At 59.2% G+C, this 16921-nt stretch carries 12 protein-coding genes; 3 read left to right on the forward strand and 9 right to left on the reverse strand.

What is annotated here, in order from left to right; genetic code table 11:
- Positions 1-66: 66 nt before the first annotated feature.
- The 5 genes from AB4P97_RS02070 to AB4P97_RS02090 all read right to left on the reverse strand — a co-directional run bounded on the left by AB4P97_RS02070 (position 67) and on the right by AB4P97_RS02090 (position 5068).
- Positions 67-768 carry an ABC transporter ATP-binding protein gene (locus AB4P97_RS02070; protein ID WP_042557988.1) on the reverse strand — a complete coding sequence of 234 codons (702 nt, stop codon included), beginning with the start codon at positions 766-768 and terminating at the stop codon, positions 67-69.
- Entirely contained in the window at positions 769-1536 is a 768-nt protein-coding gene (gene livG / locus AB4P97_RS02075; protein ID WP_042557989.1) for a high-affinity branched-chain amino acid ABC transporter ATP-binding protein LivG, read from the reverse strand.
- Positions 1533-2789 (reverse strand): high-affinity branched-chain amino acid ABC transporter permease LivM, encoded by a 1257-nt coding sequence (locus tag AB4P97_RS02080; protein WP_042557990.1) that lies wholly within the window; start codon positions 2787-2789, stop codon positions 1533-1535. Before AB4P97_RS02080 ends, livG begins: the two co-directional genes overlap by 4 nt.
- Positions 2786-3709 carry a high-affinity branched-chain amino acid ABC transporter permease LivH gene (gene livH, locus AB4P97_RS02085; RefSeq protein ID WP_042557991.1) on the reverse strand — a complete coding sequence of 308 codons (924 nt, stop codon included), beginning with the start codon at positions 3707-3709 and terminating at the stop codon, positions 2786-2788. Before livH ends, AB4P97_RS02080 begins: the two co-directional genes overlap by 4 nt.
- A 231-nt stretch (positions 3710-3940) precedes the next feature.
- Positions 3941-5068, reverse strand: a complete 1128-nt coding sequence (locus AB4P97_RS02090) for a branched-chain amino acid ABC transporter substrate-binding protein (protein ID WP_047300025.1) — start codon at positions 5066-5068, stop codon at positions 3941-3943.
- A 354-nt stretch (positions 5069-5422) separates the two neighbouring features.
- Here AB4P97_RS02090 and AB4P97_RS02095 point away from each other — a divergent pair, with 354 nt between their 5' ends.
- Positions 5423-5728: a DUF2288 domain-containing protein gene (locus AB4P97_RS02095; protein WP_042557993.1), complete on the forward strand. Its 306-nt coding sequence runs from the start codon at positions 5423-5425 to the stop codon at positions 5726-5728.
- Positions 5729-6047: 319 nt separating this feature from the next.
- On the opposite strand, the gene AB4P97_RS02100 is transcribed toward AB4P97_RS02095, so the two are convergent.
- The gene (locus AB4P97_RS02100; RefSeq protein WP_395602009.1) at positions 6048-8246 is read right to left on the reverse strand and encodes a hypothetical protein; all 2199 of its coding nucleotides are present in this window, start codon (positions 8244-8246) and stop codon (positions 6048-6050) included.
- 197 nt (positions 8247-8443) lie between these two features.
- Between AB4P97_RS02100 and AB4P97_RS02105 the strand changes: the two genes are divergently transcribed.
- Positions 8444-9340, forward strand: a complete 897-nt coding sequence (locus tag AB4P97_RS02105) for an NAD(P)-dependent oxidoreductase (protein ID WP_162184573.1) — start codon at positions 8444-8446, stop codon at positions 9338-9340.
- Here the strand turns inward: AB4P97_RS02105 and AB4P97_RS02110 are convergent.
- On the reverse strand, positions 9231-11513 hold the full coding sequence (locus AB4P97_RS02110) for a putative bifunctional diguanylate cyclase/phosphodiesterase (protein ID WP_395602010.1): 2283 nt from the start codon (positions 11511-11513) through the stop codon (positions 9231-9233). The two genes, AB4P97_RS02105 and AB4P97_RS02110, sit on opposite strands and share 110 nt — an antisense overlap.
- A 144-nt stretch (positions 11514-11657) precedes the next feature.
- Positions 11658-12026, reverse strand: a complete 369-nt coding sequence (locus tag AB4P97_RS02115; protein ID WP_042557997.1) for a YkgJ family cysteine cluster protein — start codon at positions 12024-12026, stop codon at positions 11658-11660.
- A gap of 301 nt (positions 12027-12327) precedes the next feature.
- Here AB4P97_RS02115 and AB4P97_RS02120 point away from each other — a divergent pair, with 301 nt between their 5' ends.
- The gene (locus tag AB4P97_RS02120; protein WP_395602011.1) at positions 12328-13677 is read left to right on the forward strand and encodes a spinster family MFS transporter; all 1350 of its coding nucleotides are present in this window, start codon (positions 12328-12330) and stop codon (positions 13675-13677) included.
- Between the two features lie 186 nt (positions 13678-13863).
- Here AB4P97_RS02120 and rapA read toward each other — a convergent pair whose 3' ends face one another.
- Positions 13864-16710: an RNA polymerase-associated protein RapA gene (gene rapA / locus AB4P97_RS02125; RefSeq protein ID WP_042557999.1), complete on the reverse strand. Its 2847-nt coding sequence runs from the start codon at positions 16708-16710 to the stop codon at positions 13864-13866.
- Between the last annotated feature and the right edge of the window lie 211 nt (positions 16711-16921).

Consider the following 16921-nt stretch of genomic DNA (forward strand, 5'->3'; position numbering starts at 1 on the left):
AGGGGGGGGGATTTGACGGGCACAAAAAAACGGCCCGAAGGCCGTTTTTTTGTTTGGCGCAACCCATCAACCGCCGAGATACGCCTCGCGCACTTTCGGGTCGGTCAGCAGCGCTTCACCGGTGCCTTGCATGACCACGCGGCCGTTCTCCAGAACGTACGCACGGTCGGCGATTTTCAGCGCCTGGTTGGCGTTCTGCTCGACCAGGAACACCGTCACACCGTCCTTGCGCAGCTGTTCGATGATGTCGAAGATCTGCTGGATGATGATCGGTGCCAGACCCAGTGATGGCTCGTCGAGCAGCAGCAGTTTCGGCTTGCTCATCAGCGCACGGCCGATGGCGAGCATTTGCTGTTCGCCACCGGACATGGTGCCGCCGCGTTGGGCAAAGCGTTCTTTCAGGCGTGGGAAAAGTCCGAGAACCTTGTCCATCTGTTCCTGATAGTCGCCCTTGTCTGTGAAGAATCCGCCCATGGCGAGGTTTTCTTCAACGGTCAGACGGGCAAACACCCGACGACCTTCCGGGACCACGGCAATGCTCTTGCGCATGATCTGCGACGAGTCCTGGCCGATCAGTTCCTCACCCATGTAGCGGATGCTGCCGCTGTGCGCTTGCGGCGAACCGCACAGCGTCATCAGCAGCGTGGACTTGCCGGCACCGTTGGCGCCGATCAGGGTCACGATCTCGCCCTGACGGACTTCGACGTTGACGCTGTGCAGGGCCTGGATCTTGCCGTAGAAGGTGGAAACGTTTTCGAACTGCAGCATTTACGCTTCCCCCAGGTAGGCTTTGATCACTTCAGGATTGTCGCGGATCTGTTCCGGCGTGCCGTCGGCCAGAGGCGTGCCCTGGTTGATCACAACGATGTGGTCGGAAATGCTCATGACCAGTTTCATGTCGTGCTCGATCAGCAGCACGGTGACGTTGTGCTCTTCACGCAGCATGCTGATCAGCGCTTTGAGGTCTTCGGTTTCCTTCGGGTTCAGGCCGGCGGCCGGTTCGTCGAGCATGAGGATCCGCGGACGGGTCATCATGCAGCGGGCGATTTCCAGACGACGTTGCTGACCGTACGCCAGGGTGCCGGCAGTACGGTTGGCGAACTCTTTGAGGTTGACCTTATCCAGCCAGTACTCGGCAAATTCCATCGCCTCGCGCTCGCTTTTGCGGAACGCCGGGGTCTTGAACAGGCCGGACAGGAAGTTGGTGTTCAGGTGACGGTGCTGGGCGATCAACAGGTTCTCGACCGCCGTCATGTCCTTGAACAACCGCACGTTCTGGAAGGTGCGCACCACGCCTTTGAGGGCGATCTTGTGGCCCGGCAGGCCCTGAATCGGCTCGCCGTCGAGCAGGATGCTGCCGCCGCTAGGCTGGTAGAAACCGGTCAGGCAGTTGAACACGGTGGTCTTGCCCGCGCCGTTCGGCCCGATCAATGCAACCACCTGTTTTTCCTTCACGGTCAGGGCCACGCCGTTGACCGCCAGCAAGCCGCCGAAGCGCATGCTCAGGTTTTCAACTTTAAGGATCTCGCGGCTCATTTTCGCAACTCCATGTGTGGGCGTTGCATCGGCAGCAGACCTTGTGGACGCCAGATCATCATCAACACCATCAGGGCACCGAACATCAACATGCGGTACTCACTGAACTCACGCATCATTTCCGGCAACAGGATCATCACCACGGCAGCGAGGATCACGCCCAGCTGCGAGCCCATGCCACCCAACACGACGATGGCGAGAATGATCGCCGACTCGATGAAGGTGAACGACTCCGGTGTCACCAGGCCTTGGCGGGCGGCGAAGAAGCTGCCGGCAAAACCGGCGAACGCAGCACCGAGGGTGAACGCGGAAAGCTTGATCACGGTTGGGTTGAGACCCAGCGCGCGGCAAGCGATTTCGTCTTCTCGCAGCGCTTCCCACGCACGGCCGATCGGCATGCGCAGCAGGCGGTTGATGACGAACAGTGCTGCCAGCGCCAGCAACAGGGCAACGAGGTAAAGGAAGATCACCTTGTTGATCGAGTTGTACTGCAGGCCGAAATACTCGTGGAAGGTTTGCATCCCTTCTGCAGCTTTGCGTTCGAAGGTCAGGCCGAAGAACGTTGGCTTGTCGATGTTGCTGATGCCGTTCGGGCCACCCGTGATGTCGGTCAGGTTACGCAGGAACAGACGGATGATCTCGCCGAAGCCGAGGGTCACGATCGCCAGATAGTCACCGCGCAAACGCAATACCGGGAAGCCCAGCAGGAATCCGAACGTCGCCGCCATCAGGCCGGCAATCGGCAGGCAGATCCAGAAGCTCAGGCCGTAGTAGTGCGACAACAGCGCGTAGCTGTAGGCGCCGACGGCGTAGAAGCCGACGTAACCAAGGTCGAGCAGACCGGCCAGACCGACGACGATATTCAGGCCCAGGCCGAGCATCACGTAGATCAGGATCAGCGTTGCAATGTCCACCGCGCCACGGGAGCCGAAGAACGGCCACACCAGCGCCAGCAGGATCAGCGCAATGATGAAATAGCGCTGGGTGGTCGGCAGGGTCAGGAAGTTGCTGGCCTTGGCCGGGATCAGCGGCATGCCCGGCGAGGAACGCCAGGCCTTGCTGATCTGCTGGTTGAACAGCACGCGCAGGAACATCAGCACCGAGCAGATGGCGATGGTCGCCAGAACAGCCGTGCTGGTGTTGTGCACTTCCAGATTGATGCCGACGATGGTCAGTTTCAGACCCAGTACCGGGTAGGCCACGGCCCACACCAGCAAGGCACTGAACAGTGCCTGTTTCAGATTCCTAGTCATACTTTCTCAACCTCCGGACGGCCCAGAATGCCGGTCGGACGGAACAACAGCACCAGAACCAACAAGCCGAAAGCCACGACGTCCTTGTACTGGTCGCCGAAGATATCGGCACCGAAAGCTTCCGCCACCCCAAGCACCAACCCGCCGAGCATGGCGCCGGGGATGCTGCCGATCCCGCCCAGTACCGCGGCGGTGAAGGCTTTGAGGCCGACGAGGAAACCGGCGTTCGGGTTGATCACCCCGTATTGCATGCTCAGCAGCACAGCCGCGACGGCCGCCAGCGCAGCACCAATGACGAAGGTCAGGGCGATGATGTTGTTGGTGTTGATGCCGAGCAGGTTGGCCATCTTGATGTCTTCGGCACAGGCGCGGCAGGCGCGACCCAGACGAGAGCGAGAGATGAACAGTGTCAGGCCGAGCATGGCGATCAACGTGACCACGAACACCACGATCTGCATGTAGGAAATCAGCACTTCTTGTGCGCCACCTGGCCCGAAGACGATGTTGCCCGGAATCAGGTTGGGGATAGCTTTGTCCTTGGAGTCTTGCGCCAGCAGAACCGTGTTCTGCAGGAAGATCGACATACCGATGGCGGAAATCAGCGGGATCAGACGGTTGCTGCCGCGCAGGGGGCGGTAGGCGATCCGTTCGATGCTGTAACCGTAGGAACTGGTAACGACGATGCTGGCGATGAACGCCGCCGTCATCAACAGCGGGACACTGTCGAGTCCCATCATGGTGAGCCCGGCGATGGCGATGAACGCCACGTAGGAGCCAATCATGTACACCTCGCCGTGGGCGAAGTTGATCATTCCAATGATGCCGTAAACCATCGTGTAGCCGATGGCGATCAGGGCATACATGCTGCCAACGTTCAGGCCGTTAACCAGCTGTTGGAAGAAGTGATAGATGTCAGGCATTACAGCGCTCCTAAAAACCTGATACGCATTTCACTGGTGGAGTCATTTTCCCGCCCGGCCCCGTGGATCTTTATCCACTTCGAATCCGGGTTTTGCCAGCGAACCGCTGATGACGGTTTTGAGATTTTCAGGTGGGGAGACTGGCGGATCACGCCAGCGCGGCCCTATACATTCGTAAAACAAAGCCCACGGCACGCCGTGGGCTTTATTGGCAGTCAGTCTGGCAATGCCTTACTGAGGCGAAACTTCAGTTTTAGGTTTGCCGTTGTGCCACTCGTAGACTACGAATTTGAAGTCCTTGAGGTCGCCCTTGGCGTCGTAGCTCAGGTCGCCAGTCGGGGTCTTGAAGGTGCCGGCGTGAATGGCTTCCGCCACTTTGGTCGGGTCTTCGGACTTGGCAGCCTTGATGCCTTCGGCGATCAGGGTCACGGCCGAGTAGGACGGGAACACGAACGGGCCGCTCGGGTCTTCTTTCTTCGCTTTGAATGCATCAGCCAGGGCGATGTTGGCAGGGTCCTGGTCGAAGGATTTCGGCAGGGTCACCAGCAGGCCTTCAGCAGCGTCTTTGGCGATCTGGGTGATCGAGTCGTTACCCACGCCTTCCGGACCCATGAACTTGGCTTTCAGGCCTTTTTCCTGAGCCTGGCGCAGGATCAGGCCCAGCTCCGGGTGGTAGCCGCCGTAGTAAACGAAGTCGACGTTGGCTTGCTTGAGTTTGGCAATGATTGCCGAGAAGTCCTTGTCGCCGGCGTTGACGCCTTCGAACACGGCAACTTTGGTGCCTTTCTTCTCAAGGGTCGATTTGACGGCAGTGGCGATGCCTTCACCGTACTGCTGCTTGTCGTGCAGCACGCCGACGATTTTCGGTTTGACGTGATCGGCGATGTAGTTACCGGCGGCAGGGCCCTGGGCGCTGTCCAGACCGATAGTACGGAAGATCATTTTGTAACCACGTGCGGTGATGTCCGGGCTGGTGGCAGCCGGGGTGATCATGATCACGCCTTCGTCTTCGTAGATGTCCGAAGCCGGTTGAGTGGAGCTGGAGCACAGGTGACCGACCACGAACTTGACGCCGTCGTTGACGACCTTGTTCGCAACCGCTACCGCTTGTTTTGGATCGCAGGCATCGTCGTATTCAACGGCTTCGAGGTTCTTGCCGTCGACGCCGCCCTTGGCGTTGATCTGTTCGATGGCCATTTTCGCGCCACTGAACTGCATGTCGCCGTATTGGGCTACTGGACCGGTCTTGGGACCGGCGATACCGATTTTGATGGTGTCAGCTGCGAACGAATGGCTGGCAACCCCGGCCAGAACCATAGCGGCAAACAGTTTGGAAATCTGCTTAGTAGCCTTAGTCATAGTGCTCCACTCTTACTGTTGTAATTTTTTTTTGAGTTCTGGCGCCGTAGCAGCAGAACCGGGTCAGATATCTTTGCGATACCTTCCGGAAATGCCCTCGGCAACTGTACCGGTACAGTGTAGAGCGCCGGTTGTTGGCCTGGGAAGCAGGCGCCGAGGGACAAAACTTGAGGGTGTCGCATTTTTGAATGAAAAAGACAGAATTGCGGCGGGGCGTTCGTGGGCATATATCCCAATCAACAGCATTCCTTGGCCTTCCTGCGCTTTTCGTTCGGTGCAGCTTTTTGCAACCGGGTTTTTCTGGCGGACCACCGACGTTATTATTCGCGTCGATTTCTTTTCCGGACAGAACCCATGAACCAAGAACCTAGCACCCTCTATGCCAAGCTGCTTGGTGAAACCGCATCTATTACCTGGAAGGAGCTGGAGCCGTTCTTCGCCAAGGGTGCCCTATTGTGGGTCGACCCGAGCCTGGATCTGATCGCCGCGGCTGAAGCCGTGGCCTCGGATGAAGGCGAGAAAGTCGCTGCCTGGCTGGCCGAAGACAAGGTCGCCAAGCTGTCTGAATCGCGGGCGCTGGATCTTTTCGAGCGTGACCCTGTGCTGTGGGCGGTAGTGGTCAGCCCGTGGATTTTGATCCAGGAAAGGGCAGGCGAATAAGCGTGCGCACCTTATTGGTGCGCTACATCATCCGAAGAAAGTGTGTAGCCGAGTAGCGTGATGGCACGTTGCCGTAGAGATTCGCCACAGGCAGGGGTGGCATAACGGTGACGTAAACGTAACGAGCACAGTTTAGTAAGCCGCCTAACGGCTGCTTAATTGTTTCTGGATGTTGGATCGGCTGAAATTTTCAGTGAATTTGATGGCCTCATCGCTGGCAAGCCAGCTCCCACAGGGTCGGTGTTGAACACACAACCTGCGCACGACCCAAAACCTGTGGGAGCTGGCTTGCCAGCGATTGCGGCAACTCGGTCTGGAGTCAGACCGTAAACGACTTCCCGGTATGGTTATTCAGCGAAATAACCTTGGTCTTGCCAATCCGGTGCCGGTAGATCTCGCGCAGGTACTTGATCGACTTCTTCACGCAATCACGCGACAGACGAATGTCGTTGATCGAGACAAACTTCTCTTTATCGTTGATCAGTTCGCGGTATTTCTTCTCGTACATCGGTTTGATCGCGTACCAGTTGGTGTCGAGGATCTTCGCCGGGTTTTCGAACTCGTTGAGCAGTTCGTCGATGCGGTCTTCGTCGAATTCTTCATTGATGATGAAGTCGAGGATCGAGTTATCCAGCGTCTCGTCGAAACGGTACGGGTTTTTCGCGAAGCAGCGTTTGATGAACGCGACGATCAGTGTCAGGAAGTCGTCCGACAGGCACGGGCTCTTGGCGATCAAGGTGGTGAGCGACAGGTTGGCCGAGGCACCGATCACCAGTGCGTAGCGCTTGAGCGTGGTATTGGGGAACAGGCTGTTGAGATGCGTCTTCAACCGGTTCAGATCCATGTACGACAGCTTGTAGTCTTTGGGCAGCGAAACGATCGAGACCACCAACGAGCAGTTCTTGAAGAAATGCAGGTCGTGCAGGGCAGCGGCGTCGTAGCCGGAATTCTTGTACTGCTCGAGCGAGGCACGATAGCGCTTGGATTCTATCGGCAACAGGCTTATGCCTTCGATGGCCTGGGTGACTTTGTTGAAGTGCGGCAGGTCGATCGAACGGAAGAACAAGTCGTCGATGTTCAGACGCTGCGGTTCTTTATCGAACACCTTGAATTTGTCGCTGCTCGGTGGCGGGGTTTCCGGCACCACCGATTCGGCGTAGGCGATCGCCACCGGGCCGGCCAGGCTCATGAACAGGTCGTTGGCGTCGAGGCGAATGGTTTCGCCGATGTCGATGCCGGCGCGACGGAAGTAGTTCTGGTCGTAGTCGGTGGTGACTGCCTGCGCCGTCAGAATGTTGAAGATCTGCTGCGAGATGTACTGGTTGGCGTGTTTCTCCATCGCATTGACATCAATGTTCTGGATGTTGCCGTCATCGTTCTCTTCGGCGTAACGCATGATGTCATTGGAGATCAGCATCATCGCGTTCCATGGGCGGATACGGCCCATGACGCTGGCTTCGCTGCTGTCTTCATTGGCAAAGTTGTAGGAGAAATCCCATTCTTCCGAAAGGTATTTGCACAGCAGGCGACCGGCATTGATGTGCAGCGCCTCGGACATTTCGCTGCGGTGGTCGGAAATGTTCGGCAGTACGCAGATGCCGCTGGTGAAGATCGGCTCGAACACGAACGAATGACCGCTTTTGCCGTCGTGCTCATCCATCGGCTTGGTGTCGAACGTCTTGTTCATGTACGAGTGCTGCTGGGCCAGGCCAAACTCCGAGGCCATGCCCGAACCCGTACCGCCGCCGGCACTGAAGATCGAAAAGTACAGGCGCGACTGGTTGGCCTTGATGCCGCAGCTGTCGATCAGGTACGAGTGGATCATTTTCCAGTCAGGACTGGAGAAGCGCTGGGTGTCCTTGTTGAGGATGATCTTCGCCAGATACTGGCCGAGGATCGGCGCGTTACCGGCGCCACCGGCGTGGACTTCGGACAAGTCCATGATTTTCATTTTGCTGTAGTCGCGCAGGAAGCCGCTCTTTTCGCTCTTGCGTGAGAAACGGATGCGTCCGGCGATGTCCTTGTCGAGGTCGCCGAGCATGACCAGCGGTTCCACCAGGAACACCGGTTTGCTCGCTTTGCTGGTGCCAAGTCGCAGGTTGTTTTTGATCCACTGCGCCGGGCTGTAGCCCTTGTCGGCCGAACGCCGGTCGCCTGCACGGTCTTCGTTGTTGAACTCATTGAGGTAGAACTTGCGCGCGTTGTACACCAACTCCGCCACATCGAGGGCGATGTTGGAGCCGCAGCGACCGAGGCCGATCAGGCACACCGACGGGAATTCCTGATCGCTGTGCTGCTCGTTGTCGCCTTCCAGATGCGGCGGGCGCGGGAACACCATGTCGCGCAAACCGTCGAGGTTGTCGAGGATGCGGTCGGTGTTGGTTTCGGTGAAGTACAGGTATTGCTGGGTCGACAGCGGGCGCGAAGGAACCAATGGCTTGGACGATGACGGGCTGTTGGCGGCCGGGCTCAAGGTCAGATCGGATACCGCTGTGGCGGGATTGTTTTTAGAAGTCATTGTGCGCCATGTACCTGGACTGGGTTGGCCCGGTGACTGAATGTCAGCGAACCTCACGGAATAAGATGTCGCGTCTTTTTTGCGCGAATTTGGCCCGAGCGTCAGGGACTTGGCCTGACTGTCACTTGGGGGGAATCCTTTCCTGATCGTTGATGAATCGGCCATTATTCGGCGATCTTTAATCAAAACGAGGCTAAATGATGTCATCGCTACCATCGTTGGGGTTTGCCGGAATTGGCCTGATGGGCCTGCCGATGTGCCGACGCCTGCTGGCGGCGGGTTATCCGCTGACGGTGTGGAACCGCAATCCGGCCAAGTGCGCGCCACTGGTCGCGGCCGGTGCCCGACAGGTCGCCAGCCCTTCCGAGCTGTGCGAACACGCCGACGTGGTGATGTTGTGCCTGGCGGATACCGCCGTGGTGCGCGAGGTGGTATTTGGCTCGGGAGGTGTCGCCGAGGGCGCGAAGGGCGGCCAGTTGCTGGTGGATTTTTCCAGCCTGGAACCTACGGCCACTCGTGAGATGGCCGCGCAATTGCTGAGTCAAACCGGCATGGCCTGGCTCGACTCTCCGGTGTCAGGCGGGGTGGTCGGCGCCGAGGCCGGCAGTCTGGCGATCATGGTCGGTGGTGAGGCGGCAGATCTTGAGCGCGTACGCTCGGTGCTGCTCAATCTTGGCCAGCGCGTCACGCACATGGGCGGCGTGGGTGCCGGTCAAGTGACCAAGGCCTGCAATCAGATGATCGTCGCCTGCAATGCACTGGTGATCGCCGAAGTGGTGGCACTGGCCGAGCAGGCCGGGGTCGATGCGCGCTTGATCGCTGAAGCGTTGGCCGGTGGTTTTGCCGATTCGAAACCGTTGCAGATCCTCGCCCCGCAAATGGCCGAGAGCCGTTTCGAACCGGTGAAGTGGCACGTGCGCACGCTGCTCAAGGATCTCGACACCGCCGTGAAATTCTCCCGCGAGCAAGGCTCGGCCACGCCGATCAGCGGATTGGCCGCACAACTGATGCGCCTGCATGGGGCGCAAGGCTTTTTGGAGCAAGATCCAGCGACACTGGTGCAAATGTACCGCGCGCCAGAATCAACGGATTGACCGAGTGTGATTGTTTGCGTTGATTGATTTCTTCCAGCACCGGGCGTAGCTCGTCCAGCGGCACCGGGCGGCTGAGCAAGTAACCCTGAATGAAGTCGCAGCCGGAGCGTTCGAGGAATTCGTACTGCTCCAGGCTTTCGACGCCTTCGGTGACCACCTGCAAATGCAGGGTGTGGGCCATGACGATGATCGCCTGGACGATCTCCATGTCTGCCGTCGCCTTGGGAATGTCGAGGATGAACGAACGGTCAATCTTCAGCGTGTTGAGCGGTAAGCGCTTGAGGTAAGCCAGTGACGAGTAGCCAGTGCCGAAGTCGTCGATCGACAGCGACACGCCGAGGGCGCGGATCTGCCGCAACAGCACCAGAGTATCGGCGATATTGCCCATCAAGGCATTTTCGGTGACTTCCAGTTCCAGACGTTCCGGAGCGACGCCAGCAGTGCGCAACGCATTTTCGATTTCGTCGGCCAGTTCTTCGCGAGCGAGGTTCAACGGCGAACAGTTCCAGGCGATTTTCAGATCTTCGCAGCCATGTTTCGACAGCTCGCCCAGGTCCTTGCAGGCCCGGCGCAGCACCCAGTTGTCCAGCTCGGCAATCAGGCCATTGTTTTCCGCGATGCTGATAAATGAGTCAGGTGTCAGCAGACCACGAATCGGATGCTGCCAGCGGATCAGCGCTTCGAGCTTGGTCACCCGACCCGTTTTCAGTTCGAAGATCGGTTGGTAATACAGCGTCAGGCCGTTTTCTTCGCGCAGTGCGTGGCGCAGTTCTTCTTCGAGTTGCAATTCGAGGGTCGCGCGGTTTTTCAGGCTGGAACTGAAAAAGTGCAGGCCATTGCGCCCGGCGCCCTTGGATTGATACAGCGCCAGATCGGCGTGCTTGAGCAATTCTTCGCAGGTGCTGCCATCTTCAGGAAACAGACTGATGCCGATGCTGGTGGTCATCACCATGCGGCGTCCGGCCAGTTCTATCGGCTCCTTCATCTTGGCCATGATCCGCTGGGCCATGTTGCGCGCCTCATCGCGGTCGCGCAGGCTGATCAGGATGCAGAACTCGTCACCGCCGAAACGCGCGACCACATCTTCATGGCTGCGCACCGAACCTTTGATGTGATTGGCAATGACCTTGAGCAGGGCATCACCGGCGTCGTGGCCAAGGCTGTCGTTGATGCGTTTGAAGTGGTCGATGTCGAGAAACATCACCGCGAGCATGCCGCCTTCGGTGGTTTTCTGGCTGAGCTTCTCGGCAAAGATCTGATTGAAGCCGCGGCGGTTGATCAGGTTGGTCAGGGCGTCGTAGTTGGCCACTTGTTGCAGCGCCATGCGTGCCTGATCAAGTTGGCTGAGCAGGGCGTTGACCCGGCGCAGGTCGTTTTCCTTGTTCTGCAGTTTCTTGTCGAACAGCGCCGCGCTGATCGCGCTGCTCAGAATCAACAGGATGATCAGCGCGACTGTCAGGCCCAGTTGCAGCTGGCTGGTATCGACGGGCGTCGCGGGTAGGCTGCCCTCGGGCAACACCAGTTGCAGGGCTGCCATTCCCGTGAAATGCATGCTGAAAATGCCCGCGCCGAGTATCAGTGCCGCGCTGTATTTGAGCAGTTGATGAGCCATGCCATTGCCTTCGCGCAAGTAACCGGCTACCCACAGCGCGGCGAAACTGGCGCCGATGGCGATCGCGATCGACAGCGCAAACAGGGACGGTTCGTAGTACGCAGTGGCGCGCGATTGCATGGCGGCCATACCCACGTAATGCATGCCGGCGATGCCGAGGCCGATGAGCAGTGCGGTTTTCAGGTAGAGCACCAGGCTTGGCTGCGCATGGCTCAGCGTGTACATCGCCAGCCACGAGGCGAGCAGGGCGATCAACAGGGAAAACAGGGTGATCGGCAGGTCGTACTGGATTTCAATCGGCGCCTGAAAGGTGAGCATGCCGATGAAATGCATGGCCCAGATGCCGCCGGCCAGGCAGGTGGCGCCTATCCAGCGCCACAATCGCTGGGAACTCGGGTCGTCGGCGTGGGCAACCCGCTCGGCCATATCGAGGGTGGCAAAACTCGCAGCGCAAGCAACCAGATAGGCTACCAGCACCAGCAAGGGATTATGTGTGCAATCAAGAATGACCTGCCCGCTCTCCGGCAGCTCGGTAACGAACTGCAAACCAAGCCACTCCATAGCACGCCCCGTCTCTGAAGTCCTACCGCGCGGTTAACGCTGGCTGAAGACAGAAGTATAGAGGCGGTTTTCGGGGAGCTGGCGGTAGTGGCACATTGGCGCTAATGATTTCGGCATTAGCGTCATAGCGATTGGCACTAAGGGTCAGGCGCTCTTCTCAAAGGGGATTTCGGCCCAGTCAGGTTGCAAGGGAGGCAGTCCGAAACGGGCGCGCGCCTTGTCGCAATCGACATTTTGCTCGCCGTTTTCCCAAGACGACTCGAATTCACGGCAGGTGCTGGAGCGTTTGTCATAAATCGAACAGCTCACGGTGCTGCCAACGTCACCTTCCAATGCGGTGCATCGAGGCGATTTGCAGTCGGTGCCGTTCATCGCCACCCGGCTGGGAGAGATTTGAGTCACCAGCTCATCGGGCACTGTACCCCCGGACGAAGCACATTCACCCCAGAAAAAAGACACGCGAAAATGGGAACAGCAGGCACCGCAATTCAGACACGGACTGACTTCGGACATTGGGGAGGGTATCAAAGGGATTGATCGGGAGATCCGGACGGATCCGGCGGCCATTCTAGGCTTCGCAACGGCAATGGGAAGGGGGGCTTGAAACTATTTTTTTATGGCAAGGTTTTGCCGGAAAAGCCCCGGATTCACGGGGATTGCAGACTTATCAAGGACTTACGTTTCGTTACAGTGACATGGCCCTATATCAGGCAGACGAATGATCACAGACAGCCGCCACAGCGCTGACTAGATTGCAGGTTCCGGGCTCGGATGCGTTGGCAGTGAAGCCCTATAACAATAAAGAGACGGACCCATGCAGAACTCGACCCAAGCGGCGAATGCCTGGCGCATTCTGTTCCTGCTGTTCCTCGCCAACCTGTTCAACTTCTTCGACCGCACCATCCCGGCGATCATCATCGAACCGATCCGCATGGAATGGCACCTCAGCGACTTTCAGCTGGGCATCGTCGGTACGGCATTCACCATTGTTTACGCGATCGCCGGGTTGCCGCTTGGGCGCATGGCTGATACGGGCTCACGCAGCAAACTGATGGGGTGGGGGCTGGCGACATGGAGTGCGTTGACCGCCGTCAACGGGCTGGTCGGCAGTTTCTGGAGTTTCCTGATCGTGCGCATGGGCATCGGCATTGGTGAGGCCAGCTATGCGCCGGCCGCCAACTCGTTGATCGGCGATCTGTTCCCGGCTCATCGCCGGGCGCGGGCCATGGGCATCTTCATGCTGGGGCTGCCGCTGGGGTTGCTACTGGCGTTCTTCACCATCGGCTGGATGGTCAAGACGTTCGACAGCTGGCGCGCACCCTTCTTTATCGCCGCCGTACCGGGCTTGCTGCTGGCAGTGTTCATGTTTTTCATCAAGGAACCCAAGCGCGGGGCGGCGGAAAGCGTGCAGGTATCGCAGGAGAAAGTCGACAAGCCGATCCGCCGGATCCTCGCTGTGCCGACCTTCCTGTGGCTGGTGATGGCGGGGCTGTGCTTCAACTTTGCCACTTATGCCTGCAATTCGTTTCTGGTGCCGATGCTGCAGCGTTATTTCCTGATGCCGTTGCAGGAAGCGGCGGTGGCGACCGGTGTGATCGTCGGCGTGACCGGGCTGATCGGTTTGACCCTCGGCGGCTGGATTGCCGACAAAATCCACCAGCGGGTGGCTAACGGTCGTCTGTTGTTTGCGGCATTCAGCCTGATCATTTCGACACTGTGCACGGCGTGGGCGCTGCACGCCGGACGGATCGAGATAGGTCTGTTTGTTGCGGTGTTCAGCCTGGGCTGGCTGTTTGCCTACAACTTCTACACTTGCGTGTACACGGCGATTCAGGACGTGGTCGAACCGCGCCTGCGGGCCACGGCGATGGCGTTGTTCTTTGCCGGTTTGTATTTGCTGGGCGGAGGATTGGGACCGGTGGTGGTAGGCGGGTTGTCGGATCATTTCGCGCACACGGCGATGTTGGCAGCTGGGGCGCAGCAGATGACCGAAGCATTCAAGGCTGTCGGGCTGCATGACGCGATGTACCTGATTCCGGTGGCACTGTTCCTGACCATGGTGTTTCTGTTTTTGGCGGCGCGGTGTTTTGTGCGCGATGCGCAGCGGATGAAAGAGGGGTTGGTGGCTGTGGTTGAGCCTGATGTTGCAGTAGCGACTGCATAACCGCTATCGCTGGCAAGCCAGCTCCCACAGGTCCTGAGGTGATCACATGATTTGTGGGCGACTCCATCACTGTGGGAGCTGGCTTGCCAGCGATGAGGCCATCAATATCAGCGGATAAATAACAGGCAAACAAAAAGGCCCGCATCACTGCGGGCTTTCTTGTTTTCAGCGGTGGAGCAGGGTGGTTTAACCCGCCACCAATACCCGGATCGCTTCCAGGCGCAACGCCGCTTTATCCAGCATCGCCAAGCCCTGCTCCCGCTGCTCGCGCAACGCAACCAGTTCGCTGTCACGTACGGTCGGGTTGACCGCTTGCAGCGCGGTCAGGCGCGCTAGTTCTTCGTCGGTGTCGGCCGCCAGACGGCGACGGGCCTCGGCCACGCGCTCGGCGTGACGCGGGGTGATTTTCTCTTCACCGGCGTTGATCCGTGGCGTCAGCTGATCGCGCTGGGCCTGGATGAACTTGTTGGCGCTGGCACGTGGCACGCTTTCGAGCTGATCGTTCAGCGTCTCGAACGAAACGCGTGACGACAAGTCGTTGCCGTTGGCATCCAGCAGGCAGCGCAGGGCGGCCGGCGGCAGGTAACGGCCCAGTTGCAGCGAACGCGGGGCAACCACTTCGCTGACGTAGAGCAGTTCCAGCAACACGGTGCCCGGTTTCAGCGCCTTGTTCTTGATCAGCGCGACGGCGGTGTTGCCCATCGAACCGGACAGCACCAGATCCATGCCGCCCTGCACCATCGGGTGTTCCCAGGTGATGAACTGCATGTCTTCGCGCGACAGCGCCTGGTTGCGGTCGTAAGTGATGGTCACGCCTTCGTCGTCGCCCAGCGGGAAACTGGCGTCGAGCATCTTCTCGCTAGGCTTGAGGATCAGGGCGTTTTCCGAATGGTCTTCGCTGTCGATACCAAACGCATCGAACAGGGTTTCCATGTAGATCGGCAGGGCGAACTGATCGTCTTGCTCAAGGATGTCCTCGACCAACTGATCGCCTTCGCCCGAACCGCCGGAGTTGAGTTCCAGCAGGCGGTCGCGACCGGTGTGCAGCTCCTGTTCCAGACGCTCGCGCTCGGTGCGCGCCTCGTCGATCAGCGCTTGCCACTCGCTGTCGTCGGCTTCTTCGAGCAACGGCAGCAGGCGCGGGCCAAACTGATGCTGCAGGGCGTTGCCGGTCGGGCACGTGTTGAGGAACGCATTCAACGCTTCGTGATACCACTGGAACAGACGCTCTTGCGGGCTGGTTTCCAGGTACGGCACGTGCAGTTCGATGATGTGCTTCTGACCGATCCGGTCGAGACGACCGATACGCTGTTCCAGCAAGTCCGGGTGCGCCGGCAGATCGAACAGCACCAAATGGTGAGCGAACTGGAAGTTGCGACCTTCACTGCCGATTTCCGAGCAGATCAGTACCTGCGCGCCAAACTCTTCGTCGGCGAAGTAGGCGGCGGCGCGGTCGCGCTCAAGGATGTTCATGCCTTCATGGAACACCGTGGCCGGGATGCCGGAGCGCACGCGCAGGGCGTCTTCCAGGTCCATCGCGGTTTCGGCGTGGGCGCAGATCACCAGCACTTTAGTGCGCTTGAGCATTTTCAGCTGATCGATCAGCCACTCGACGCGTGGGTCGAATTTCCACCAGCGCTCTTCTTCATTCGCATCCGGCTGCGCCTGGAAGCTGACTTCCGGATACAGCTCGGCGTGGTCACCCAGCGGCAGTTCGAGGTATTCGTCCGGGCACGGCAACGGGTACGGGTGCAGATTGCGTTCCGGGAAACCCTGCACGGCGGCGCGGGTGTTACGGAACAGCACGCGGCCGGTGCCGTGGCGGTCGAGCAGTTCACGCACGAGGCGGGCGCTGGCTTCGGTGTCGCCATCGTTGACCGCGGTCAGCAGGGCTTCGCCTTCGTTGCCGAGGAACCCGTGGATGGTCTTGTGTGCTTCAGGCGACAGGCGCCCTTTGTCCAGCAGCTCCTGAACGGCTTCGGCCACCGGGCGATAGTTTTCGCTCTCGGCGCGGAAGGCGGCCAGGTCATGGAAACGGTTCGGATCGAGCAGGCGCAGACGGGCGAAGTGGCTGTCCTGACCCAGTTGTTCCGGGGTTGCGGTGAGCAGCAACACGCCGGGAATCACTTCAGCCAGTTGCTCAACCAGCGAATACTCGGGGCTGGCCTTCTCTTCGTGCCAGACCAGGTGGTGCGCTTCGTCGACCACCAGCAAGTCCCAACCGGCGGCGAACAGCGCGTCCTGGGCTTTCTCGTCTTCGACCAGCCACTCCAGCGCAACCAGCGCCAGTTGGGTGTCTTCGAACGGGTTGGCGGCATCGCTTTCGATGAAGCGTTCTTCGTCGAACAGCGCAACTTGCAGGTTGAAGCGGCGGCGCATCTCCACCAGCCACTGGTGCTGAAGGTTTTCCGGCACCAGGATCAGCACGCGATTGGCACGGCCCGAGAGCAGTTGGCGATGGATCACCAGACCGGCTTCGATGGTTTTACCCAGGCCCACTTCATCCGCCAGCAATACGCGTGGAGCGATGCGGTCGGCGACTTCACGGGCGATGTGCAACTGGTGCGCGATCGGTTGCGCGCGCACGCCGCCCAGACCCCAGAGCGCAGATTGCAACTGGCGGCTGGTGTGTTCGAGGGTGTTGTAACGCAGGGAGAACCACGCCAACGGGTCGATCTGCCCGGCGAACAGACGGTCGCTGGCCAGACGGAACTGAATGAAGTTCGACAGCTGGGTTTCCGGCAGGGTGACAGCTTCGTTCTGCGCGTTGAGGCCGTGATAGACCATCAGGCCATCGACGTCGTCGACTTGCTGGACGGTCATCTTCCAGCCTTCGAAGTGGGTAATGCTGTCACCGGGCGAGAACCGCACGCGGGTGAGGGGCGCATTCCGTAGCGCGTACTGGCGGGTTTCGCCAGTGGCCGGGTAAAGCACGGTCAACAAGCGGCCATCCTGTGCCAGAACGGTGCCTAAACCAAGCTCTGCTTCGCTGTCACTGATCCAGCGTTGCCCCGGTTGATACTGCTGCGCCATGCTGCCTGACTCCCACCTTGAAAAAGCGGGCTATCTTAACGGAATGCAGGCTTCAGGGCCAAAGGATTAGGCGCAGCGGCAAGTTTTTAGCCACAAGCGTGTAGCACGCCTAATGCGGTCATCTGTCAGTTTGCGAAGGTTGTGGGGCACCAGTGAGTGCCAACCCTGTCACAAGTTTGCGACCAGTGGCTCAAGGCACCTTCGCCGCAGC

This window comes from Pseudomonas sp. A1230, from assembly GCF_044218825.1.
Lineage (GTDB): Bacteria > Pseudomonadota > Gammaproteobacteria > Pseudomonadales > Pseudomonadaceae > Aquipseudomonas > Aquipseudomonas iridis.

Coding starts and splice junctions, on each gene's coding strand:
- AB4P97_RS02070 (WP_042557988.1), bottom strand. CDS start 768: ATGCTGCAGTTCGAAAACGTTTCCACCTTCTACGGCAAGATCCAGGCC.
- livG (WP_042557989.1), bottom strand. CDS start 1,536: ATGAGCCGCGAGATCCTTAAAGTTGAAAACCTGAGCATGCGCTTCGGC.
- AB4P97_RS02080 (WP_042557990.1), bottom strand. CDS start 2,789: ATGACTAGGAATCTGAAACAGGCACTGTTCAGTGCCTTGCTGGTGTGG.
- livH (WP_042557991.1), bottom strand. CDS start 3,709: ATGCCTGACATCTATCACTTCTTCCAACAGCTGGTTAACGGCCTGAAC.
- AB4P97_RS02090 (WP_047300025.1), bottom strand. CDS start 5,068: ATGACTAAGGCTACTAAGCAGATTTCCAAACTGTTTGCCGCTATGGTT.
- AB4P97_RS02095 (WP_042557993.1), top strand. CDS start 5,423: ATGAACCAAGAACCTAGCACCCTCTATGCCAAGCTGCTTGGTGAAACC.
- AB4P97_RS02100 (WP_395602009.1), bottom strand. CDS start 8,246: ATGACTTCTAAAAACAATCCCGCCACAGCGGTATCCGATCTGACCTTG.
- AB4P97_RS02105 (WP_162184573.1), top strand. CDS start 8,444: ATGATGTCATCGCTACCATCGTTGGGGTTTGCCGGAATTGGCCTGATG.
- AB4P97_RS02110 (WP_395602010.1), bottom strand. CDS start 11,513: ATGGAGTGGCTTGGTTTGCAGTTCGTTACCGAGCTGCCGGAGAGCGGG.
- AB4P97_RS02115 (WP_042557997.1), bottom strand. CDS start 12,026: ATGTCCGAAGTCAGTCCGTGTCTGAATTGCGGTGCCTGCTGTTCCCAT.
- AB4P97_RS02120 (WP_395602011.1), top strand. CDS start 12,328: ATGCAGAACTCGACCCAAGCGGCGAATGCCTGGCGCATTCTGTTCCTG.
- rapA (WP_042557999.1), bottom strand. CDS start 16,710: ATGGCGCAGCAGTATCAACCGGGGCAACGCTGGATCAGTGACAGCGAA.